19 protein-coding genes and 2 pseudogenes are annotated in these 19,492 nt (G+C 70.9%); 9 read left to right on the top strand and 12 right to left on the bottom strand.

What is annotated here, in order from left to right:
- Positions 1 to 4: 4 nt before the first annotated feature.
- The gene (locus HS104_29780) at positions 5 to 1,405 is read right to left on the bottom strand and encodes an FAD-dependent oxidoreductase (protein ID MBE7484145.1); all 1,401 of its coding nucleotides are present in this window, start codon (positions 1,403 to 1,405) and stop codon (positions 5 to 7) included.
- A 121-nt stretch (positions 1,406 to 1,526) separates the two neighbouring features.
- On the opposite strand from HS104_29780, the gene HS104_29775 reads away from it, so the two are divergent.
- Positions 1,527 to 2,933, top strand: a complete 1,407-nt coding sequence (locus HS104_29775) for a metallophosphoesterase (GenBank protein ID MBE7484144.1) — start codon at positions 1,527 to 1,529, stop codon at positions 2,931 to 2,933.
- A 23-nt stretch (positions 2,934 to 2,956) separates the two neighbouring features.
- Positions 2,957 to 3,460 (top strand): peroxiredoxin, encoded by a 504-nt coding sequence (locus HS104_29770; protein ID MBE7484143.1) that lies wholly within the window; start codon positions 2,957 to 2,959, stop codon positions 3,458 to 3,460.
- A gap of 3 nt (positions 3,461 to 3,463) precedes the next feature.
- On the opposite strand, the gene HS104_29765 is transcribed toward HS104_29770, so the two are convergent.
- Positions 3,464 to 4,183, bottom strand: a complete 720-nt coding sequence (locus HS104_29765; protein ID MBE7484142.1) for an outer membrane beta-barrel protein — start codon at positions 4,181 to 4,183, stop codon at positions 3,464 to 3,466.
- A gap of 165 nt (positions 4,184 to 4,348) precedes the next feature.
- On the opposite strand from HS104_29765, the gene HS104_29760 reads away from it, so the two are divergent.
- Positions 4,349 to 4,846: a hypothetical protein gene (locus HS104_29760; GenBank protein MBE7484141.1), complete on the top strand. Its 498-nt coding sequence runs from the start codon at positions 4,349 to 4,351 to the stop codon at positions 4,844 to 4,846.
- A gap of 1 nt (position 4,847) precedes the next feature.
- On the opposite strand, the gene HS104_29755 is transcribed toward HS104_29760, so the two are convergent.
- Complete coding sequence (locus tag HS104_29755) at positions 4,848 to 5,171, bottom strand: hypothetical protein (protein ID MBE7484140.1); 324 nt, start codon at positions 5,169 to 5,171, stop codon at positions 4,848 to 4,850.
- 347 nt (positions 5,172 to 5,518) lie between these two features.
- Positions 5,519 to 5,809, bottom strand: a pseudogene (locus tag HS104_29750) (hypothetical protein).
- 262 nt (positions 5,810 to 6,071) lie between these two features.
- Here HS104_29750 and HS104_29745 point away from each other — a divergent pair.
- Positions 6,072 to 6,509: a GatB/YqeY domain-containing protein gene (locus HS104_29745; GenBank protein ID MBE7484139.1), complete on the top strand. Its 438-nt coding sequence runs from the start codon at positions 6,072 to 6,074 to the stop codon at positions 6,507 to 6,509.
- A 126-nt stretch (positions 6,510 to 6,635) separates the two neighbouring features.
- Here HS104_29745 and HS104_29740 read toward each other — a convergent pair.
- A pseudogene (locus HS104_29740) lies at positions 6,636 to 6,761 on the bottom strand (DUF3494 domain-containing protein).
- Positions 6,762 to 8,654: 1,893 nt separating this feature from the next.
- Between HS104_29740 and tam the strand changes: the two are divergent.
- Positions 8,655 to 9,419 (top strand): trans-aconitate 2-methyltransferase, encoded by a 765-nt coding sequence (tam, locus tag HS104_29735; protein MBE7484138.1) that lies wholly within the window; start codon positions 8,655 to 8,657, stop codon positions 9,417 to 9,419.
- A gap of 19 nt (positions 9,420 to 9,438) precedes the next feature.
- On the opposite strand, the gene HS104_29730 is transcribed toward tam, so the two are convergent.
- The 4 genes from HS104_29730 to HS104_29715 form a co-directional block, all read right to left on the bottom strand.
- Positions 9,439 to 10,839 (bottom strand): FecR domain-containing protein, encoded by a 1,401-nt coding sequence (locus HS104_29730; GenBank protein MBE7484137.1) that lies wholly within the window; start codon positions 10,837 to 10,839, stop codon positions 9,439 to 9,441.
- Entirely contained in the window at positions 10,836 to 11,387 is a 552-nt protein-coding gene (locus HS104_29725) for an RNA polymerase sigma factor (GenBank protein MBE7484136.1), read from the bottom strand. Before HS104_29725 ends, HS104_29730 begins: the two co-directional genes overlap by 4 nt.
- Before the next feature lie 105 nt (positions 11,388 to 11,492).
- Entirely contained in the window at positions 11,493 to 12,578 is a 1,086-nt protein-coding gene (locus HS104_29720; protein ID MBE7484135.1) for a hypothetical protein, read from the bottom strand.
- Complete coding sequence (locus tag HS104_29715) at positions 12,575 to 13,903, bottom strand: class I SAM-dependent rRNA methyltransferase (GenBank protein ID MBE7484134.1); 1,329 nt, start codon at positions 13,901 to 13,903, stop codon at positions 12,575 to 12,577. The genes HS104_29720 and HS104_29715 overlap by 4 nt, the downstream gene beginning before the upstream one ends.
- Between HS104_29715 and HS104_29710 the strand changes: the two genes are divergently transcribed.
- The 3 genes from HS104_29710 to HS104_29700 all read left to right on the top strand — a co-directional run bounded on the left by HS104_29710 (position 13,902) and on the right by HS104_29700 (position 17,208).
- Entirely contained in the window at positions 13,902 to 14,696 is a 795-nt protein-coding gene (locus tag HS104_29710) for an outer membrane beta-barrel protein (protein MBE7484133.1), read from the top strand. The two genes, HS104_29715 and HS104_29710, sit on opposite strands and share 2 nt — an antisense overlap.
- Before the next feature lie 210 nt (positions 14,697 to 14,906).
- Positions 14,907 to 15,743: a hypothetical protein gene (locus HS104_29705; GenBank protein ID MBE7484132.1), complete on the top strand. Its 837-nt coding sequence runs from the start codon at positions 14,907 to 14,909 to the stop codon at positions 15,741 to 15,743.
- Positions 15,744 to 15,798: 55 nt separating this feature from the next.
- Complete coding sequence (locus HS104_29700) at positions 15,799 to 17,208, top strand: DUF1566 domain-containing protein (GenBank protein MBE7484131.1); 1,410 nt, start codon at positions 15,799 to 15,801, stop codon at positions 17,206 to 17,208.
- Between the two features lie 127 nt (positions 17,209 to 17,335).
- On the opposite strand, the gene HS104_29695 is transcribed toward HS104_29700, so the two are convergent.
- The 3 genes from HS104_29695 to HS104_29685 are packed head-to-tail and all read right to left on the bottom strand — an operon-like array spanning position 17,336 to position 18,692.
- Entirely contained in the window at positions 17,336 to 18,127 is a 792-nt protein-coding gene (locus HS104_29695; GenBank protein ID MBE7484130.1) for an SDR family NAD(P)-dependent oxidoreductase, read from the bottom strand.
- Positions 18,128 to 18,177: 50 nt separating this feature from the next.
- Positions 18,178 to 18,429 carry a ribbon-helix-helix protein, CopG family gene (locus tag HS104_29690; GenBank protein ID MBE7484129.1) on the bottom strand — a complete coding sequence of 84 codons (252 nt, stop codon included), beginning with the start codon at positions 18,427 to 18,429 and terminating at the stop codon, positions 18,178 to 18,180.
- Between the two features lie 32 nt (positions 18,430 to 18,461).
- On the bottom strand, positions 18,462 to 18,692 hold the full coding sequence (locus HS104_29685) for a hypothetical protein (protein ID MBE7484128.1): 231 nt from the start codon (positions 18,690 to 18,692) through the stop codon (positions 18,462 to 18,464).
- Between the two features lie 298 nt (positions 18,693 to 18,990).
- On the opposite strand from HS104_29685, the gene HS104_29680 reads away from it, so the two are divergent.
- A complete protein-coding gene (locus tag HS104_29680; GenBank protein MBE7484127.1) occupies positions 18,991 to 19,344 on the top strand; it encodes a DUF559 domain-containing protein in 354 nt (117 codons plus the stop codon).
- The last annotated feature ends 148 nt before the right edge of the window (positions 19,345 to 19,492 follow it).

The following is a 19,492-nucleotide window of genomic DNA, read 5'->3' as shown; positions in this document are numbered from 1 at the left end:
GTCCTCACCCCTCCGCCTGCTTCTTCAAGAGCTGGTTCATCATTTCCTCCACGCTCGCGAACTTCTCGCGCAGCTTCCCGGTCGCGCGCCCCTCGTCCAACTCTACCAGATCGATGTGCATCCAGTCGTCGTAGCTCGTCACCTTCACGCCGTGCTTGGCCAGCGTCTCGTCGACCGCTTGGTGAGTGCGGAGCTCCGGCGCTGCCCCCGCCAGCGTGCGCACGTCTTCGAGCATGCTCTTGGCGACGAGCTGCGCGTCCGCCTTGTTCGTCCCGATCACGCCCAGGGGTCCCCGCCGGATCCACCCGACCGCGTACACCCCGGGGATCACCTGGCCGTTCCGCTCCGTGGTGACGCGGCCGTCGCGGTTGGGGATCACGCCGGAGTCGGCGTCGTAGGGCACGCCGGGCAGCGGCAGGCCCAGGTAGCCGATGGAGCGGAACACGAGGCCCGCCTCGAGCTCGAAGAACTGCCCGGTTCCTCGGGCCACCGCGCGGCCGTCGGGCCCTCGGACCGACTCGTTCCTCTCCACCCGGAGCGCGCGGACCCGGCCGCGCGGGTCGGGGAGGAGCTCGACGGGGGAGGCGCTGAACTCGAGACGCAGCACGCGCTCGGCGGGCTCGTGCTCCTTGCGGGCGAGCCCGAGCATGACCTCCAGGTTTCGCTGCTGGCGCGAGTCGAGGTGCTCGGTGTCGCGGGCGTCGGCCGCGACCCGCGCTGGGTCGAGCTCCACGCGGACGCCCGGCAGCGCCGCGATGTCCTCGAGCTCCCGAGGGTCGAAGGCGGCGTGGGCGGGGCTGCGCCGCGCGAGCAGCACCACCTCCCGCACGCGGCTCGAGCGCAGGGCCTCCAGCGCGTGCCGGGCGATGTCGGTCTTGCCGAGCTCCTCCGGGTCCTTGAGCAGGACCCGCGCGATGTCCATGGCGACGTTGCCGACGCCCACGATCGCGGCCCGCTCGACGCTCAGGTCGAAGGGAAAGTCACGGAAGTCCGGGTGGGCGTTGTACCAGCCGACGAACGCGGTGGCGGAGTGGCTGCCCCCCAGCTCTTCGCCCGGGATGCCCAGGCGCCGGTCGCTGCTGCTGCCCACGGCGTAGACGACCTGGTCGTAGTGCCGAGAGAGCTCGCTCGCGGAGATGTCTCGGCCGACCTCTACGTTGCCCAGGAAGCGAAAGCGCTGGTTCTGCGCCGTGCGCTCGAAGGTCTTGGTGACCGCTTTGATCTTCTGGTGGTCCGGCGCGACTCCGGCGCGCACCAGGCCGAAGGGGGTCGGTAGGCGCTCGAGAACGTCCACGTCGAAGAGCGGCGACTCGGAGCGCAAGAGCGCGTCGGCGGTGAAGAACCCCGCCGGGCCCGCGCCGATCACCGCCACGCGCACCGGGCGTTCGGGAGTGCCGAGGGGCATGGCCCGCGTCTACCACATCCCATGCTGTGCCGATGCTCAGGGCAGCCGGGCTTAGCGCGAGAAAAGTGCGCGACTCGCGTGACAGCCGCGGACGATGGGTCAGACTAGGTTTGGCTGCTCCTTGCCCGAAGCTCGACACAACCTGCTGGTCCTATCCGATGTCCATTTGGGCAGCGATCTGGTCCAGCACTGCCGTCCCGGCGCCCCGGCGCGCAGCGCCGCGAGCCTACGTCGCGACCGTGACCTGGCCGCGCTCCTCGACTGGTATCGCGAGCGCCCGGAGCAGGGGAGGCCCTGGCGGCTGGTCATCGCCGGTGATCTGGTGGACTTCGTCGGCATGAGCGTCAGCGCCGAGGCCGGTGAGATCTCCACCGAGCCCAACCAGGACGAGCGCTCCCACGGCCTGGGGGGAGCAGTGGATCACACGCTGGCGAAGCTCCGGCTCGTTGCGGAGCATCATCGCGAGGTGTTCGCGGCCCTCGCTCGCTTCGTGGCGGCGGGCAACACGCTGGTCGTGGTGCGCGGCAACCACGACGTCGACTTCCACTGGGAGCCGGTGCAGGCGGCGTTCAGAGACGTCCTGGCACGCCACGGCGCGGGGGAGTCCGACGCGGTCGAGTTCGCCGAGTGGTTCTACTACGAGGAAGGCGTCGTCTTCATCGAGCACGGCCACCAATACGACGACTTCTGCTCCTACGAGCACGTGTTGCACCCGGTAACGCCTTCGGATCCGCGGCGCTCCGCTCGCTCGCTCTCCGACATCTTGCTGCGCTACGTGGTTCGGCCGACGCGTGGGATGCGGGAGTCCGGCCACGACACCGCCAGCGCCATCGACTACCTGCGCTTCGGCGCGCGCCTGGGCGCTCGTGGCATCCTGGGGTTGGGTCGGCGCTTCCTCTTGGCGGTCGCCACCTTGCTGGGAGTCTGGCGGGAGCACATGAGCGACGCGGCGCTCTGGGTGCGCCAGGAGCACGAGCGCAAGATGGCGCTCCTGGCCGAGGCGCGGCACATCAGCCTGCTGAAGCTCCAGGCGCTGGCTTCGCTCCAGCGGCCGCCGATCACCCGGAGCGTGCTCAGGATCCTGGCCGGCGTGATGCTGGATCGGGTCGCGGTCGCGGTGCTGGCGACGGTCGCGCTGATCTGGCTACTGATCGCGCGCTGGACACCGGCGCTGGGCGTGGCGGCGCTGGTTTCCCTGGCTGGGCTCGCGACCATCGCCTGGCTCTGGCGTCGTGCGCGCGGCAGCATCGACGCGAGCGCGCTGTTGCGCGAGCGGGCCGCCCGCGTCGGCAGCGTGTTCCCCGCCGCCTTCGTGGTCATGGGCCACACGCACCTGCCGGAGCTCCGCGCCACGCGGCCCGACTCGAGCTACGTCAACGTGGGCGCCTGGGCCGAGGAGGAGCTCGAGGACGGCAGCGCCACCAGCCTGCCGGCCACGCGCACCCACCTCGTGGTTCGGCTGGTGGACGGCCGGCCGACGGCGGCCTTGTTGGCGTGGGATGCGGAGACCGGTCCGAAGCGGTTCTAACGCATGGTAGCCTGCCCGGCGCCATGACCATCCAGATCGGGGACACCCTTCCGAACGCCACACTCAGTGAGTCGACCGAATTCGGCGAAGCCTGTCCGCTGCGGCCCGACCCCGTCTCCACCGCGGAGGCGGCCAAGGGTAAGCGCATCGTGATCTTCGGCCTGCCGGGCGCTTACACGCCCACCTGCTCGGCGAAGCACGTGCCCGGCTACTTGGAGCAGCTCGACGCGCTGCGCGCGAAGGGTGTGGACGAGATCTGGTGCGTCTCCGTCAACGACGGCTACGTGATGGCCGCCTGGGGCCGCGAGCAGAAGGCCACGGGCAAGATCCGCATGCTCGGCGACGGCTCGGGCGAGCTCGCCAAGAAGCTCGGCCTCGAGGTCGATCTGTCCAAGTCCGGCATGGGCACGCGGATGCAGCGCTTCTCCATGCTGGTCGAGGACGGCGTGGTGAAGCAGCTGAACGTGGAGGCGCCCGGCAAGTTCGAGGTCAGCGACGCCGCCACGATGTTGAAGCAGCTGGGCTGAAGCTCAGAACCAGACGAAGACCCCGGCCTGCAGGGCGATGGTGGTGATCTTCACCTTGTCGATGTCCTGCGTGGTGTTGCCCTGGTCGGCCTCCCCGGAGCCGGACAGCGGCAGCTCGATGGTCGGACCGACCATGAAGCCCGCGTGCGGCACCGGCGTGATCACCAGCATGCCTTCGAGGGTGAGATCGAGCACTGAGAACTCGGTGCCGGTGTCCGGGGCGTTGCCGGGGTTATTGACCTCCGTCTTGGCAGAGGCGTACGTGAAGCCACCCCGAGGCCAGATGCCGACCGTGTCGTTGAACATGAAGCAGTACCCCACGCGGGGCGCGATGGCGAAGCCGCTGGACTCCTCCTCGGCCAGGTCGTTGTTGTTGTTGCCGAGGGTCTCGTCGCCGTCCTCCTTGTCCGAGGTGTAGGCGAAGGCCCCGCCGATGCTGAGCCCATCGATCACGAAGTAGTCGAACCCGACGCGGGGGGCGACGAACGGGTTCTCCACGTCGCCGCGGGCGAGGAAATCGAGCTGGGTCTTCGTCGTCTCGCGCTCGTAGTCGATGTTGCCCGGCTGAAACTCCGTCTCGACCTTGGTGGTGGTCGAGGCGTAGCCGAACACGCGTTCGGCCCCGATGGCGAAGCGGCCAGCGGTGGCGAAGCGGTCCTGGCCGAGCGCCTCCGGCGCGAACAGCGAACACACGAGGCCCAGGGTCACGGCTTGGATCTTCATCGGGGGTCTCCAGCGCGGGCGATTGTCAGCGAAACGTCCCGGCCCGTCCATCCCCGGCTGCCGCGCGAAATAACTCGGCTCGATGGGGCGAAAGGGCTCTCGGAGGCGACGATGCGAGTTCTGATCGACCGTGCAGAAGGGCTTTCTTCCTGGAGTTTCCGCCTGATGAACGACGTGAGCGAGGCCTTCTCGGGCACGCTCGTGCTCTTCGTCCTGGGCCTGGTGCTGATCGCCCTGGCCGGCGAGCGCATGGAGAAGCTCGAGCTCGAGGTGGCGGCGCGGCCGGCTCGGGCCTTCGCCATCGGCCTGGTCGGCATGCTCGCCGCGGTTGCCGCCGCGGTCGCCCTCTGCGTCACCATCATCGGCATCCCCTTCGCAGCGGTGGGCGCGCTGGTCGTGGTCTTTGCCGCCTACGCGGGCATCGTCGCCGTGCTCCGGACCGTCGGAGCGGCGCTGATCCGTCATCGGACGGAGAACCGCTACCTCCACCTGGCACTGGGCTGTCTGTTGTTTCTCGTGGCCGGCTTCATCCCCTGGCTCGGCGACTGGATCACGCTGGCGGTGGGCCTCATCGGCCTCGGCTCGGTGCTCTGCACGAGGGCGGCCGGCCTCTGGCCGCTGAAGCGAAACGGCGCCGGAACGAACGGCTTCGCTGCGGCGTGACTCAATCCGCGCAACACGGATTGCCGAGGCAGGGCGGCACCGCTGCGCAGACGCCAGGTCCCGCGCAGCAGGTGCCCGCCTGCGTCTTGCACTGTGCCGCGCAGCCCGCGGCGCCGCCGGTCGCCACGCTGGCGCCGGAACCTCCGCTGCCGCCGCTGCCGCCGCCGCTCACGGCGCCGCTGCCGCCCGCCCCGGGGCTCACGCACTGCCCGCTCTCGCAGATGCGGTCGCCTTTGCAGTCGTTGTCGGTCTTGCAGCCGTCCTCGTCCGACGAGGAACAGGCGACCGAGAGCAGGAGGCCGAGGCCCAACGCGCGCGCGAGCATGGTCGAAGGATAGCTCAGCAACAGCAGCCGCCTCCGCACACGAGTGGAACGCCGGCAGCCGGGATGGCGACCGGCGCCGAGCAGCCGCTGGCGTTGCAGGCTTGGACCTGCAAGAGCCCCACGCTGTTGGCGCACTCAGCGGTGGCGCACATGCCGACGGCGGCGCTGCACAGGTCGGCCTGAAGCACGTTGCCGACGTTCATGACGTGCTGCGGGAAGATCGAGCACTTCCAGATCACGTTGTAGTGGGTGGCGCCCGCCGACGCGCTCCACTTGATCAGCCACGGATCGCAGCAGCTGCAGGTCGTGCACCCCGACGGGCTGCCCGGTGGGGGCGGTGCTCCGGTCGCTCCGCCGGTGCCACCGGTCGCGCCGCCGGTGCCGCCAGTCGCTCCGCCGGTGCCTCCGGTCACGCCGCCGGTGCCGCCAGTCGCGCCGCCGGTGCCACCTGTCGCGCCGCCGGTGCCACCGGTCGCGCCGCCGGTGCCGCCAGTCGCGCCGCCGGTGCCACCTGTCGCGCCGCCGGTGCCGCCGGTGCCACCGGTCGCGCCGCCGGTGCCGCCGCTCGCTCCGCCCGAGCCGCTGGCTGCGCCCGAGCCGCCGCTGCCCGAGCTGGCACCCGTGCCGCCGGCGCCACCCAGGCTCGCGTCGGCTCCGGCGTCTTCGCTCACGCACACGTTGGCGACGCAGACGAGCGAGGCGTTGCAGGTGCCGTTCGGGTAGCAGGGATCGCCGGGGCCGCCCTGGGTCCGCTCGAGATCCTCGGTCGAAGCGCAGGCGAGCACTCCGACGCATGCGAGAGACCAAGACCAGCGCGCCATCCGAGAAAAGGGTGCCCGAGACCGAGCGGGTCGTCCAGCGAGCGCTGGCCGCTCTGCTATCCTCCGTCGCGGAGGCCCCGTGCTCAGCGAAGAAATCAAGAAGCGCATGCTCCAGGCGATGAAGTCGGGCGACACCCTGGAGAAGGAGATCCTGCGCGTGGCCTTGGGAGAGATTCAGACGCAAGAAGCCCGCGCGAGCAAGGCGATGAGCGACGAGGAGGTCGCGGCCGTCCTGCGCAAGCTCGTCAAGAACAACCAGGAGACCCTCGGGGTGTCCGAGCGCGCGGAGCAGAAGGACCAGCTGGCGAAGGAGATCGCCATCCTGGAGTCGCTCCTGCCCAAGGCGCTCGGCGTGGACGAGATCGTGGCGGCCCTGGCACCGGTCCGAGACGCGGTGAAGGCCGCCGGCAACGACGGTCAGGCGACCGGCGTCGCGATGAAGCACCTGAAGAGCGCTGGCGCGGTCGTCACCGGCAAAGAGGTGACGGAGGCCGTGAAGCGCTTGCGCGCGGGCTGATCAGCCGCAGGCGGCGACTTTGTCCGCACAGCAGTCGTTGTTCTGCGTGCAGTAGCTGTCGCAGTAGCAGGCCGGGCTCGAGCCCGGGACGGGGCTGGAGCTGCCGCAGTGGCCGACGCAGCTGCCGCTGCCGGTGCCGCCGCCGGTTCCGCCGCCGCTCGAGCCGCCAGTTCCGGCGGTGCCGCCGGTTCCCCCGCCGCCGCTGCCACCGGCACCGCCGGTGCCACCGGTTCCGCCGGTGCCACCGCTGCCGCTGAGCTGGCAGAACGGAACCCAGGTGTGGTTGGCCTCCGTGTCCTCGACGACGTTCTTTCCGGCGCAGGGCTCGTCCTCGGTCCACTGCTTCCAGTCCGCCGCCTTGCCGATGGAGGCGGCGAAGTCGGCGAACACCTGGTACTTCCCGCCGCCCGACGACTTGAAGACCACCGGAGGCGTGCAGGCGTTCTGCTGCAGGCTCTCCTGGTACTGCATGATGATCTGGTACATCGCGTTGGTCGTGCTGTTCCAGCAGCAGGTCTTGCTCTTGTCGTAGACGAGCTCGGCGAAGGCGTAGTCCTCCATCTTGCGGTACTGAGCATCGGTCTGGGCGGGGCTGATGCCGAACTTGCTTTGGTTGAGCTGGTAGAGCGCGCGGAAGGCGTTCTCGCGCTTCTCCCGCGCCGAGCACGAGGCCGGGTAGTTCGAGAGGTGGGTGCGCGCGTCGGCGATGATGGACAGGTAGGCGGCGCGCATCTGCTCCGGGGGAACCTCACCGAGCAGCGTCTCGAACTGCTGGGGCCTGACCTTGAGCTTCTCGTAGTCGGTGTCGTTGATCCAGGAGGCCTCGTCGGCCTTCATCCAGGAGTTCGTCCACTTGCCGTTCCAGTTCTTGGCGACGCGCCAGCGCTTCAGTCCGCCGCCGAACTTCACGTATTCGCCGCCTCCGGTGTACTCGTTGGTGAAGTACTGCTTGGAGGCGACGGCGTCCTCCCACTTCGGCTGCCGGCGCGGCATCGAGCCGGAGGCGAGCTGGGCGTCCTTCTTGCCGCCCTCCAGCTCGGTGACGGACTTGACCAGCAGGGTGTGACCGATGCCCTGGGCCTGCCAGCGCTCGACCAGGACGTCGCCCATGCGCAGCGCCTCGGGCTTCAAGTTGTACGTGTTGCGCGAGTTCGCCAGGTTCGCCGAGCCGAAGTAGACGAGCAAGAGCATGGTGAAGTGCCCGGCGCGCTTGTTGAGGTGGATCTCGTCGAAATAGAGGCCGCTGGTGCCGCCCGGCGCCAAGACGTCCGAGATGTCGTTGCCACCCGCCAGCGCCTTCTGGCGCAGCTTGTCGTCCTTGGGCCAGTTCGCCTGGTACTGCGCCGGGGTCTGGTTCGAGTAGTCCTTGTAGTAGCTCTTGTAGAGCGGCGTGTTCTTGTAGCGCCCCGACGCGGTGCGCGCGCCGAAGTGCCCGAAGTAGACGCGGGTGCCCTCGGTGTCCGTGGTCGTCATGTAGAAGGGCAGGCCGTACCAGGCGGCGAAGGTGACGCGCATGAACATGGCGACCTCGGCGCACTCCAAGCTCGGCGCGGGCAGCACCTTGCCCCAGGGCGTCGTCAGCTCGAACGTCTCGCCGTAGCTCTTGGCCGGGATCTTCTTCATCGAGGCGATCCAGGCCACGTACTTCTCGTCCCAGTTCAGGCCGCTGTTCTCGCCCCAGGCCAGGCCCGCCTTCTTGGCGGCGGCCGTGGTGCGGTCCTCCCACTGGTTCGTGACCGCCCAGACCTGGGTCTCGGAGTTGTCGAACTCGGTGCCGATGGCGGGGATGCCGGAGTTGTCGGCCTTGCCGGTCGGTCCCTCGAGCTCGAACGGCCCGGGGATCCCATAGCCGTCCCCGCTGTCCGAGCCCGACGGAGATGTGTCGCTGCAGCCCACCAGCGTGGAGAGCGTCGCGATCAGACCCAACAGCAAGGGACGAAGCAGTCCCGCCCAACCAGAAGAATTAGCCGCCATAGCCAGATGATCCTTGCAGCGAGGGCGCTTCGCGTCCAGCGCTCCGGAGGGGCGCACGTGCGGCAGCAATTGCGTTCGGGGTTTGGCGCTCGCACCTCCGCCCACACACGCGACTGCGCCATGCCGCTCTGCGCACTGGGCCGAGCCGTCGAGTTATCCTCCCAGCGCCACATGCCCTGGAACCCGTCGGCCTACCTGGCGTTCGCCAGCGAGCGCCTTCGCCCGGCGCTCGATCTCCTGGCGCAGGTCCCGCTCGAGCGGGCCGCCCGCGTGGCGGATCTCGGCTGCGGTGCCGGTAACGTCACACGCCTGTTGGTGGAGCGCTTTCCGAGCGCCGAGCTCACCGGTGTGGACAGCTCACCGGAGATGCTGGCTCGCGCGAAGAGCGCGCTCCCGGGCGTCCGCTTCGTCGAGGCCGACATCGCGAGCTGGCAACCCGACGCACCGCTCGATCTGATCTTCTCGAACGCGGCGCTGCACTGGCTTCCGGAGCACGCGCGGCTGTTCCCGCGCCTGTGCGCGTGGCTCGCGCCGGGTGGGTGTCTGGCGGTGCAGATGCCGGGCAGCTTCCAAATGCCGTCGCACACCGCGGCGCGCGAGGCCGCCCTCGACGGCCCGTGGAGGGGTTGCCTGAAGCCTGGTGAAGAGCACGCTGGCGTGTGCGAGCTCCGCGACTACCATGCCTGGCTGCGCCCACTGGTGCGCAACTTGGATCTCTGGGAGACGACCTACCTCCACGTGCTCGAGGGAGACGATCCGGTCACCGAGTGGTTCAGCTCGACGCTCCTCGTGCCTTACCTGGAAGCGCTGCGGTCGGAGCACCGCGCGGGTTTCTTGGCTGCCTACCGACGCCGCGTGAAGGCCGCGTACCCCAGGCAGGGAGACGGCCGAACGCTGATGCCGATGCGGCGCATCTTCATCGTGGCGGAGCGGTGACGGGCGAGGAGCATGGTACTCAGGGAGCGCTGCCTTCGATCCGACTCTTGAGCGCGCGCGCCTGCACGCTGTTCGGGTACGCTTTCACGAAGGCCTCGATGGCGGCCCGCTCCTCGGCAGCGCGTCCCAGGCGGCGCAGCGCCTGGATGCGGCCGTAGTGCGCCTCCTGGCTCAGGCCTCCGCCGCCGGAGCGCAGGTACGAGTCGTAGGAGCGCAGCGCGCCGGCCGGATCGCCGAGCGGTCCGAGCTGAAGCTCGGCCAGGGAGAGGAGCGCCGCGCGTGCTTCTGCGCTCTTCGGGTGCACGGCCATCAGCCTCCGGTAGCCCTCCGCGGCGCCGGCGGCGTTGCCCGAGGCGCGCTGGGCGCGGGCCGCGGACAGCATCTCCGAGGCGCTGGGCGGCTTCGGCAGGACCTCGGCGCTCGCGCTGGGCGCGGGCGCTGGCGACGGGGCGGGCTCCACCGCGGCGACGCTCGCGCTCGGCGCGGGGGCGAGCGCTGCGTGGCGCGGAAGCGTGACGCCCACCAGGCGCAGCTCCTCGGCGCGCACGTTGGGGTCCACCAGGCGCTCGACGCCCTTCGTCACGTCCAGCTCCTGCCCGGAGATCACGGCGCGCCCGCCGCCGACCTCGACCGAGCCCTCGTGCACCCGCACCACCAGGCTCCCGTCGCCCTTGGGCGCCGTGACCGAGAACACCGTGCCGGTGACGGTGGCGCGCCCCTTGGTGGTCGTCACGCTGAAGTGCTGGCCCGCCGGGAGCCTGTCGAGCGCCGTGACCACCGTGCCCTCCGTCAGGCTGAGCTCGCGGTCGGCGGCCTCGACGCGGGAGAGCGTGAGCTCGCTCTGTGCGGCCAGACAGCTCTTCACCTTGCCCTCGTCGAAGCTCAGGCAGGCGTGAGCGCCGCGACCGACGCTGAGGCGAGCGCCGGCGGGGATCTGGGTGCCCGCCGTCACCGGCTGGCCGCCCACGCGCACGTCACCGCTCGCCTCCACGAGGCTGGCGGTCGGACCGCTCGTCGCAGGCGGGACCTGCCGCAAGAAGAGCAACACACCGGCGGCGAGCGCGAGCACAGCGGCCGCTCCCCCGATCAGCAGGTTCCGGCTCTTGCGTCGCTCGTCCAACGAGGCGATCTCTCGGAGCGGGAGCTTCTTGTCGAGCGGGAGCTTCTTGTCGAGCGGGAGCTTCTTGGCCTCCGTCGCGGCGAGCACGCGATCGACGAGGGCCGCTGCCTCGTCCTCCGGCAGGCTCGGCTCGTCCGGCAGCTCCGCGAGGCCCGCCCAGGCCTCGGCCTCGCTGCGGCAGAGCTCGCAGCTCCCGAGGTGCTCGTCGAAGAAGCGCGCGTCCTCGTCCGACAGCGCCTCGTCGAGCAGCTTGCGATCGCTGAGCTCTGCCCAGCGCTCGCAGTCGTTCGGCGCGCTCATGCCGAGCCTCCCTTCTGTCCGACGCCGATGGCGACGTCACGGCGGATCAGCCGCCGCATCTCCTTCATGCCCCGCAACAGGCGATCCTTGACGGTGTTCGGCGAGACGTCGGAGAGATCGGCGATCTCCTGCACCGAGTAGCCCATCACGTGCCGCAGCACGAGGGCCGAGCGCTGCGCCTCCGGGAGCTCCGCCAGGTACTCCTTCACCGGGCGCGGGGCGTCCTCGCTCTTGGCGTCCAGGCTGCCCGCCTCGGCCGGCAGCGCGTCGAGCTCGGCGTCGTCCTCGGTGCGCGCGGTTTGCTTCTGCCGCCCACGCGCCACGCGCATGCTGGTGCGGACCACGATGCGATCGGACCAGCGCTCCAGGCTCGAGTCCCCGCGATAGCTCTTGGCGCTGGTGATGATCTCGATCAGGCTCTGCTGCGCGGCGTCGTCGGCGTCCGCCGGGGCGCGCAGGATCGACTTCGACACCCGGTGCACGCGCTGCACCAGGCGATTGGCCAGCGTGCGCGTGGCGGCGGGATCGGCGGCGGCGACGAACGACATCAAGCGGAGATCCTCGGCGTGAATGGCCAGAGCCCCGGACTCTTCCGGGCGTTCGGCTGCTTTCCCCTCAGTGGTGTCGGGCACGGGATCCGGGTGGGATTTTCCTCACCATAGATCGACCGCGAGCCCGAGGGACGCCTGCGCGCGCGTGCGATAGGGAGAGAGCAGGGCCTCGCTCCGGCCCGGAAGCTCGGCGACGTACTCGGAATTGCTGAGGAACACGTCCAGACCCACACCCGCCCAGAGGTGCGTACGGCTCCACACCTCGTAGCGCGCAGTGACCCGCGGTGAGACTGCCCAGAGGAGCGTGTCGGCGGACTCGGTGGGCACCACGCCGGTCCCGGTCTTGGTGGTGCTGCGGCGGTCGAGCTCGCCGACGAAGCCGAGCTGACCGGCGAAGCGAAAGCGCTCCACCGGGATCTCGTAGGCCACGAAGGCGCGCAGCGGGTAGCGCGCGACGCGCACCCGGGCTGCGTCTCCCTCGACCTCCACCGGCGCGAACGCGACGTAACCCAAGCCGAAGAAGAGCTGACCGTCCGGCGAGCCCGACAGCTCCACACCCAAACCGTTTTGCCACGGCGCCTCGGGCGCGAAGGACTCGCCGGCGTAGTGCGCCGCGAGCCGGCCCAGGCCGTGGCGCTCCGGTTCGGGAGCCTTCGGCGGCGCGGGCCTGGGCGGAGCGGGCTTCGGCTTCGGCGGTGGCTCCGCCGGCTTCGGCGGGGGGGCAATCTCCGGGCCGACCTCCATGCCGATCTCGCGGCCCTCGAGCAGCGCGCCCACGGTCGAGCGCACGATGATGCTCATCTCCTCGACGCCGGCTTGCTCGGCCCCCGCGGTCTTCTTCACGCGGCGCACCAGCGCGCGCTTCGCTGCGGGCTCCACCAGGTAGAGCAAGATGTCGTCCACCTGCTCGGCCTCGACGAAGAAGGCGCCGACCGCGTCGTGCTGCTTGCAGGCCTGAGCCGCGAAGTCGAGCCGGTCGCGCAGCGCGGCCGGGACCTGTCCGGGCGCCTCGACCACCAGCGCCACTGGCAAGTCGCCGAGCTGGGCCTTGATGGCCCCCATCAGACTCTCGGCGCGCGAAGCGTCGCTGGCGCTCACCACCAGGACCACCCGGCGTGGCTCGCCCGCCCCCGCGGGCGCGGCCGAGAGCGCGGCCGCGAAGCACCAGAGCGCGAGCCAGCGCCTCACAGCGTCTGGACCTCCAGGATCAGCGAGCTCAGGTACAAGCCCTCGGGGAAAGCCGCGGGTACCGGGTGATCGGCGCCCTGGAACCAGCGCTCCAGTACGGTGGGGCGCAAGCCCACGTCGCGAGCCCCCAGCGCCGCGGCGCGGGTCAGCTCGTCCAGGCCGATGGCCGCCGAGCAGGAGCACAGCACCAGGAGACCGCCGGGCCGGGTGGCGCGAGCGCCGGCGGCGGCCAGGCGGCGCATCGACGCGAGCGCGCGCTTCTTGGCGGCGCGGGTCGGCGCCAGCTTCGGCGGGTCACAGACCACCAGGTCGTAGCCGCCTTGGCGACCGGCCAGCGCCAAGACGTCGTGGGCGTCGGCGCGCTCGTGCCGGATGCGATCCCCGAGGCCGTTGTCCCGCGCGCAGGCCGCTGCGACCTCGAGCGCCAGCGCGCTCGCGTCCACCGCGTGCACCTCGCGGGCGCCGCCGCGCGCCGCCGCCATCGCGATGGCGCCGACGTAGGTGAAGGTGTCGAGCACGCGCCGTCCCTTCGCCAGCGCCTCGACGCGCTCGCGGAGCGGCCGCTGGTCCACGTAGAACCCGGTCTTCTGGCCCAGCTCGAGCGGGATGCGGAAGCGCAGCCCGCGTTCGACGAAGCCGAGCTCGCTGACCTTCTCGTCTCCACGCACCACCCCGCGACCGGGCTCGAAGCCCTCGACCTTCGCCGCGCGTTCGGAGGTGCGGTCGATGATGGCGCGCGGGCGGAGCTTCGCCGCCAGCGACTCCAAGATCATCTCCTCGCGCCGCTTGATGCCGATGGTCGCGGCCTGCACCACCAGCACGTCCGCGTAGCGGTCCACGATCAGCCCAGGCAAGTCGTCGCCCTCGGCGTGCACGACGCGGTAGGCGTCGGTGTCCGGCGAGGGCAGCCCGAGCGACTCGCGTCGAGCGACGGCCTCCGCGATGCGCCGCTCGAACAAGGCGCCGTCGATGTGCGTCGCGCGGTCGCGCGTGTACATGCGCACCGCGATCGCGGAGCCCGGCGAGTACAAGCCGCGACCGAGCAGGTTGCCCTGAGCGTCCACGACCTCGACCTCGTCGCCGGCAGTGGCGCCCCCGGCCACGCGCTGCACGGCCTGGGCGTAGACCCATGGGTGTCCGGCCCAAACGGGCTGGACGTGTCCCGGCTTGAGGCTGACCACCGCCACGCCACCCGGAGTATTCAGCGTGCCACGCGGGTGTAAACGCTTCTCCACGACGCCCGGCAAAACTCGCGGATCCGAGGCTCTGGCAACTGGCACTGGGGTTGCTACCCTCTGGCACGTTCGCTCCCCAGGAGCCGCCATGCGAACCGGAATCGCCCTTGCGCTGACCAGCGCGTTCGTACTCACTCCCGCCCTCGCGGCGGCTCAAGACGACCCCAACTGTCCGCCCGGAGGGTGGTTCTGCGAGGAGACGGACCCGCCAGCCCCGCCGCCGGACGAAGAAGGCGAAGGCCCTCCGCCCGGCGCGCGCCCGCTGCCCTACCGGCCCCCGGTCATGGTCTACGAGCCGGAGCCGTATCGCCCGCCGCCGCCCGCCAAGAAGCGGCGCTGGACTCGCAAGTGGGGCCTGAACTTGCACTTGCAGGGCGTGATGATGGGCGGCAGCGAGAACCGTCACGACGACTCCGGCATGGCCGGCCTCGGCTTCGGCTTCCGCTATCGGCCCATTCCGCACTTCGCCTTCGAGGCGGGGCTCGACTTCCTGGGCGGTGTCGATTGGCAAGGCAACGATCGGCGAGAGACGGCGCTGCTGTTGAATGCGATGGTGTTCGTGAACCCGCGCGACGCGGTGCAGTTCTACATGCTGGGCGGCTTCGGGTTCAGCGGCGCGACCGTCACGCCGCGCGACCAGTACGGCGACCCCATGGACGACTACCAGCAGCACTACTCGTACTTCGGGGGTCAGCTCGGCGCGGGCCTGGAGTTCCGGATCACCCGACGCGTCTCGCTCAACGTGGACATGATCGGCTTCGTGCGCGGGCGCACGGACGAGGACGCGCGCCTGTATCCGGAGTTCACCGATCCCGAGACCGGCCGCACCACGAACAGCTCGGGTGGCGGGCTGTTCCGAGGCGGCATCACTTTTTACTGGTGAGCTGGGCGTTTCGGCCGCGGCGGATCGCTGCTACGCAGTGATCCGGCGTGCGAGGGAGGAAGGCAGCGATCTGCGCGGGGCTCGTGGTGGCGGCCTTCACCGAAGCTCTGCCCGCGGCGCCGACCGACGGTGCCGTGCTCGTCGATCGACAACCGGAGCTTGTACGGGCTCCCGCTCGTGTAGCGCCAGCGCGCACCCAGGGTCCAGCCGGTGCAGGCGGACGCCCCGTTCGCGGCGCCGGGCGAGCAGGTCCACCTGCGGGCGCTCTACCACGATCCCTTCGGGCGGCCGGTGAGCCTGAGCTGGATGACCTGCGAGAACCCCCCCGACACCTCACCGATCGGCTGTCTGCACAAGATCGCCGCGGACGCCGCGCAGAGCGGGCAGGCCCCGGCAGTGCAGGAAGGAGTCGGGCTCGACGAGATCGACGTCGGCGCGCCCGCGACGGCCCTCGACTCCGTACCCGACGCCGCGCTCGCCAACGCGATGGTCGGCGTGGTGACGGTGGCCTGCCCCGGGGTCCTCTCGCCGCGCGACCCGTCCACGCTGGGCACCGGAGAGCTGCCGTTCCGCTGCAACGAAGACACGACCGGCGCGGAGCTTCCGTTCGAGCGCTGGGCCGTGTCGGTCAAGCGCATCTTCCTGCGGCGCATCGACAAGAACCAGAATCCGGGCATCGAGCAGGTGAGCTGGGATGGCGCGCCGTGGCCCGACACCGAGGTGAAGGTCGTTCGCCCGTGCAGCAACGACCCCAACCACCTCGAGGACTGCAAGGGGGGTGACCGGCCCCGTCTGTCGGTGTCCCTCACCCCCGGTGCGGCGGAGTTCGGCAAGGACGAGCTCGGGCGCGACTTCCAGGAGCAGGTCGTGATCCAGTATTACGCGACCGAGGGCACCTTCGAGTTCGACGTGCGAACCGACGAATCACCGGGCAACCGCTGGGTCGCGCGCAAGGCCGCCTCCGGCGAGAGCCACATGCTCTGGTTCGTCGTGCGGGACAACCGCGGCGGGGTGAGCTGGACGTCGCGGCAAGTGCAGGTGCTCTGACCAGAGCGGCAGAGCTTGTTCCCCGCCGCGGCTAGAGTCGTGTACGCTGGCTCGCATGCGGGGTCCTGCGTTCATGACGTGCGTGATCGTTGCGGCGGCTTGCTCCAGCTCGACCACCAATCAACTGCAAGGCACGGGCGGCAGTGCTGGCCAGAGCGGCGGCGGCAGCGGCGGCAGCGCTGGCACGAGCGGCAGCGGTGGTGTGGGCGCCTCAGGCGGCGCCGGTGGCACGAGCGCGAGCGGCGGTCAGGGCGGCAGCGGTGGACAGGCGGGGAGCGCTGGTGCCGGCGGTGGCAGCGGTGGCGTCGCAGGAGCCGGCGGCGGTGACGCTGCGCTCGGCGGTTCGGCCGGGGTCGACGCGTCGCTCGGCGGTTCGGCCGGGGTCGACGCGTCGCTCGGCGGTTCGGCGGGGGCGGACGCGTCGACCGGAGGTTCTGGCGGCACGGGCGGCGGCGATGCCGCCGTCGGGGGAGCCGGTGGCGCAGCCGGCAGTGACGCCGGCGATGCGGCAACCGGTGGTTCCGCCGGGGACGCCAGCAGCGACGCCTCGTCCGACGCGGGCGACGGAGCGGCCGGCGCCGACGGCGGGGCAGACGCGCCGAGCGACGCGCCACCCGCCGACGCCGGCGCTTGCCCGGGCGGAGTGACCGGCGGCGACGGCACAGTCCACTATCCTCGCTGGAAGATCGCGGGCGACGCTCGCCCGGATTCGGAGTTCACCGTCAGCGCCAACGTGGTGCTCGACCACACCACTTGCCTGATGTGGCACCGCGCGGTCAGCCCGGGCCTGCACACTCACGCCGCCGCCAAGGCGCTCTGCGAGGCGTCGACGCTCGACGGCTACCCCGACTGGCGCCTCCCCACCCGCGCCGAGCTGATCAGCCTGATCGACTTCACGAAATTCAATCCAGCGCTCAACTCCACCGTGTTTCCGGGGGTCCCGAACACGACGAACGGCTCCCGGTTCTGGGCCTCGACGCTCAAGGCGGGAGACGCGAGCCAGGCCTGGGTCGTGCTCCACGGCTCGTACGGGCAGGTGACGTACTTCGACCTCACGAACACTCACAGCGTGCGCTGCGTCCGGGGTCTGGGCGGACCGACCGTGCCTCGCTTCGACACCAGCGTCGCCGGCGTGGTGAAAGACAACGAGACCTCGTTGATCTGGGAGGCCTCCGCCACCCTGGTCGCCACCCCGACCGACTCGGCGAACCACTGCGAGCAGCTCACGCTCGCGGGGTCGAGCGACTGGCGGGTGCCGACGGCGAGGGAGCTGTCGACCCTGGTGGACCCCACGATGACGTCGCCGTCGCTGCCGAGCTACTTCAGCCCCCTGAGCAGCGACCATTGGACGAGCACGCCCGCGGTGAACCTGACGCCGGCCCAGAATTGGGTCACCTGGATCGGCCTCGGCTACAGCATCCCGTCGGCCGCGCCCACGAATCCTCGCGTGCGCTGCGTTCGCTGACGGGCGATCCTCGGGACGACGGGTGCGGTCACGCTCGTCATGCTCGGGCGCACCTGGAGAGGCGACGCGCGGAAGGCGCCTGCCGCTTGAGCCTGCGATCCGCGTGTCGGACCCGTTTCGCTCCGGCTCAGCTCGGCCCGCGCGGTAGCTGCTTGAGCGGCGGCGTGAAGGTGTCGATGAGCCAGCGTGCGGTGCCCGGGAACCAACGCGCGAACACGTTGAGCCGCGGGTAGATCACGCGCGCGCGCTTGCGCTCCACCGCCGAGAGGACCAGGCGGGCCAGCGCGTCCGGATCGCCGGTCGGGGTGAGCAGCTTGACGAGGCGGGTCTCCTCGTACGCCGCGCGCCCGCTCGCCTCCATCGCGCTCTTCACCGGTCCCGGGTACACGGTCACGACATGGACGCCGCTCCGTGCCGCCTCCGCGCGGAGGCCCTCGGAGGCGCCGGCGAGCCCGCCCTTGGCGGCGTTGTAGAAGAGCATGCCCGGCGTCGGCGCGAGCGCCGCCATCGACGCGATGTCCACGATGGTACCGCTCCTTCGCGGGATCATCCGGCGCAGCGCCTCCTGCGTCAGCCTGAGCGGTACGAGCAGATCCACGCGGAGCAAGGTCTCGCCTCGCTCCCAGTCGGTCTCGTGCGCGGGCTCGACGATCTGGACGCCGGCGTTGTTGACCAGCACATCGACGGGCCCGAGGCCGGCCTCGGCCTCGTCGAACAACGCCTGGGGCGAGAGCTCGGCGGACAGATCCGCCACGATGACCCGCGTGCGCTCGGGCGCTGCCTCCGCGATCTGGTCGAGCAGGTTCTTGCGGCGCGCCACCAGGGTGACCGCGGCGCCGGCCGCGAGCCACGCGCGCGCCAGCGACTCGCCGATGCCGCTCGACGCGCCGGTGATGAGGACGTGGGATCGCTCTGGCATCGCCGGTCAGGCTACCTTACGACGACGGGAAACGGCAGCACGGTCGCGCCTCACTCCCACGGCGCCCAGCTCGTGGTTGCTCCCTTCGCCGTCGCCGCCGTCTCCTCCGGTCCCTCCGGAGTGCACAGGTAGCCTTCGACGTACTTGCGGTCTGCGTCGGCCATCTGCTGCGCCGCGACCCACTGCTCGACCGCCTCCGCGATGGCGGCGTTCCGAGAGAGACGCTTCTTGGCGCGCACCTTCTCCAGAGACTTGGCGGTCGCCGCCGGGAGACTGATGGCGAGCTTGGTGACCGTGGTCATGCCAGAGTGATACCGGGGGGCAGGCCTCCGCTTCACTTCAGCACCGGCGGCACGTAGATCTTCTTCGTGCCCGCTCCGCCCGGGCAGTGCTGCCCCCATCCGCGCGTCCTCGGCCGCTTCGCGGCCTGCGGGCGCTCGACTTCCCCCAAAGCCGTGCTCGCAGGCAGCGCCACGAGGTGCACATTGAACCGCGTTGCTCGGCTCTTTGCGCTGCCTGCTGCGCGCGGCAGGGGGAAGTAGCGCCCCGCATCCGGAAGCGCCATCGCAAGACCTTCAGCGTCTTTGCTCCGGGCTCCGTCGCGAGCTGCGCTCCGACCTTGTCGCGCGCGCTGAGCGTCGGTGCGAGCTCCGGAGCGCTTGATGCTGGCGGCGTCCCTTCCCCGGCGGCGAGGCCGGCCTTGCCCTAACGGCGCACCCGTCGCGCCACGCGCGCTGGTCACGTGCGACGTGCGACGGGACACGGCGTCGTCGCCCAGCCCGGGGCGACCTTGCCGCGCGTGTCACGCCGCGTGCGCCAAGTGCGGGCAGAGCCCGGCCCCGCCGCCGGGTCAGGAGGTCCGCATGCATCCAAAGCTCGCCCGAAACCAGCTCCTCGAATCCCGGGCCTGTGCTCTCCGGGGCTCGCCCACCCGCAGCGAAGAGGCGCTCTGGCGGGTGCTTTCCGCGGGGAAACTGGGAGTTTCAGCCCGCCGTCAGGTCGTGCTCGGAAACTTCATCGCGGACTTCGCCGTGCCCGCCCGGCGGCTCGTCATCGAAGTTGATGGTGGCAGCCACGCCGGGCGCGCCGCGGCCGATGCCCGCCGGGACCGGGGGCTCGCGCGGCTCGGGTGGCGCGTCTTGCGGCTCGACGCGGAGCTCGTGCTCAGCTCGCCGGAAGAAGCGCTCGCGCGCGTGCGGGCGGCGCTCGCGGGATGAGCCCGCGTCCAACAGAGCGTTGGAGCTGACGGCGGCGAGCACGGCTCTCGTCACCGAGGTTCGTCACTGGAACGTGCCGCCGCAGCTCAACGCCGACGGCGCGCTCGCGTCGCCTACGACCGCGAGCTCTGCGGGCGCATCACGCGGC

This window comes from Polyangiaceae bacterium, from assembly GCA_015075635.1.
Classification (GTDB): domain Bacteria; phylum Myxococcota_A; class Polyangia; order Polyangiales; family Polyangiaceae; genus JADJKB01.
Note: the sequence above shows the minus strand (reverse complement) of the source record. Positions and strands in the feature narration are given on the sequence as shown.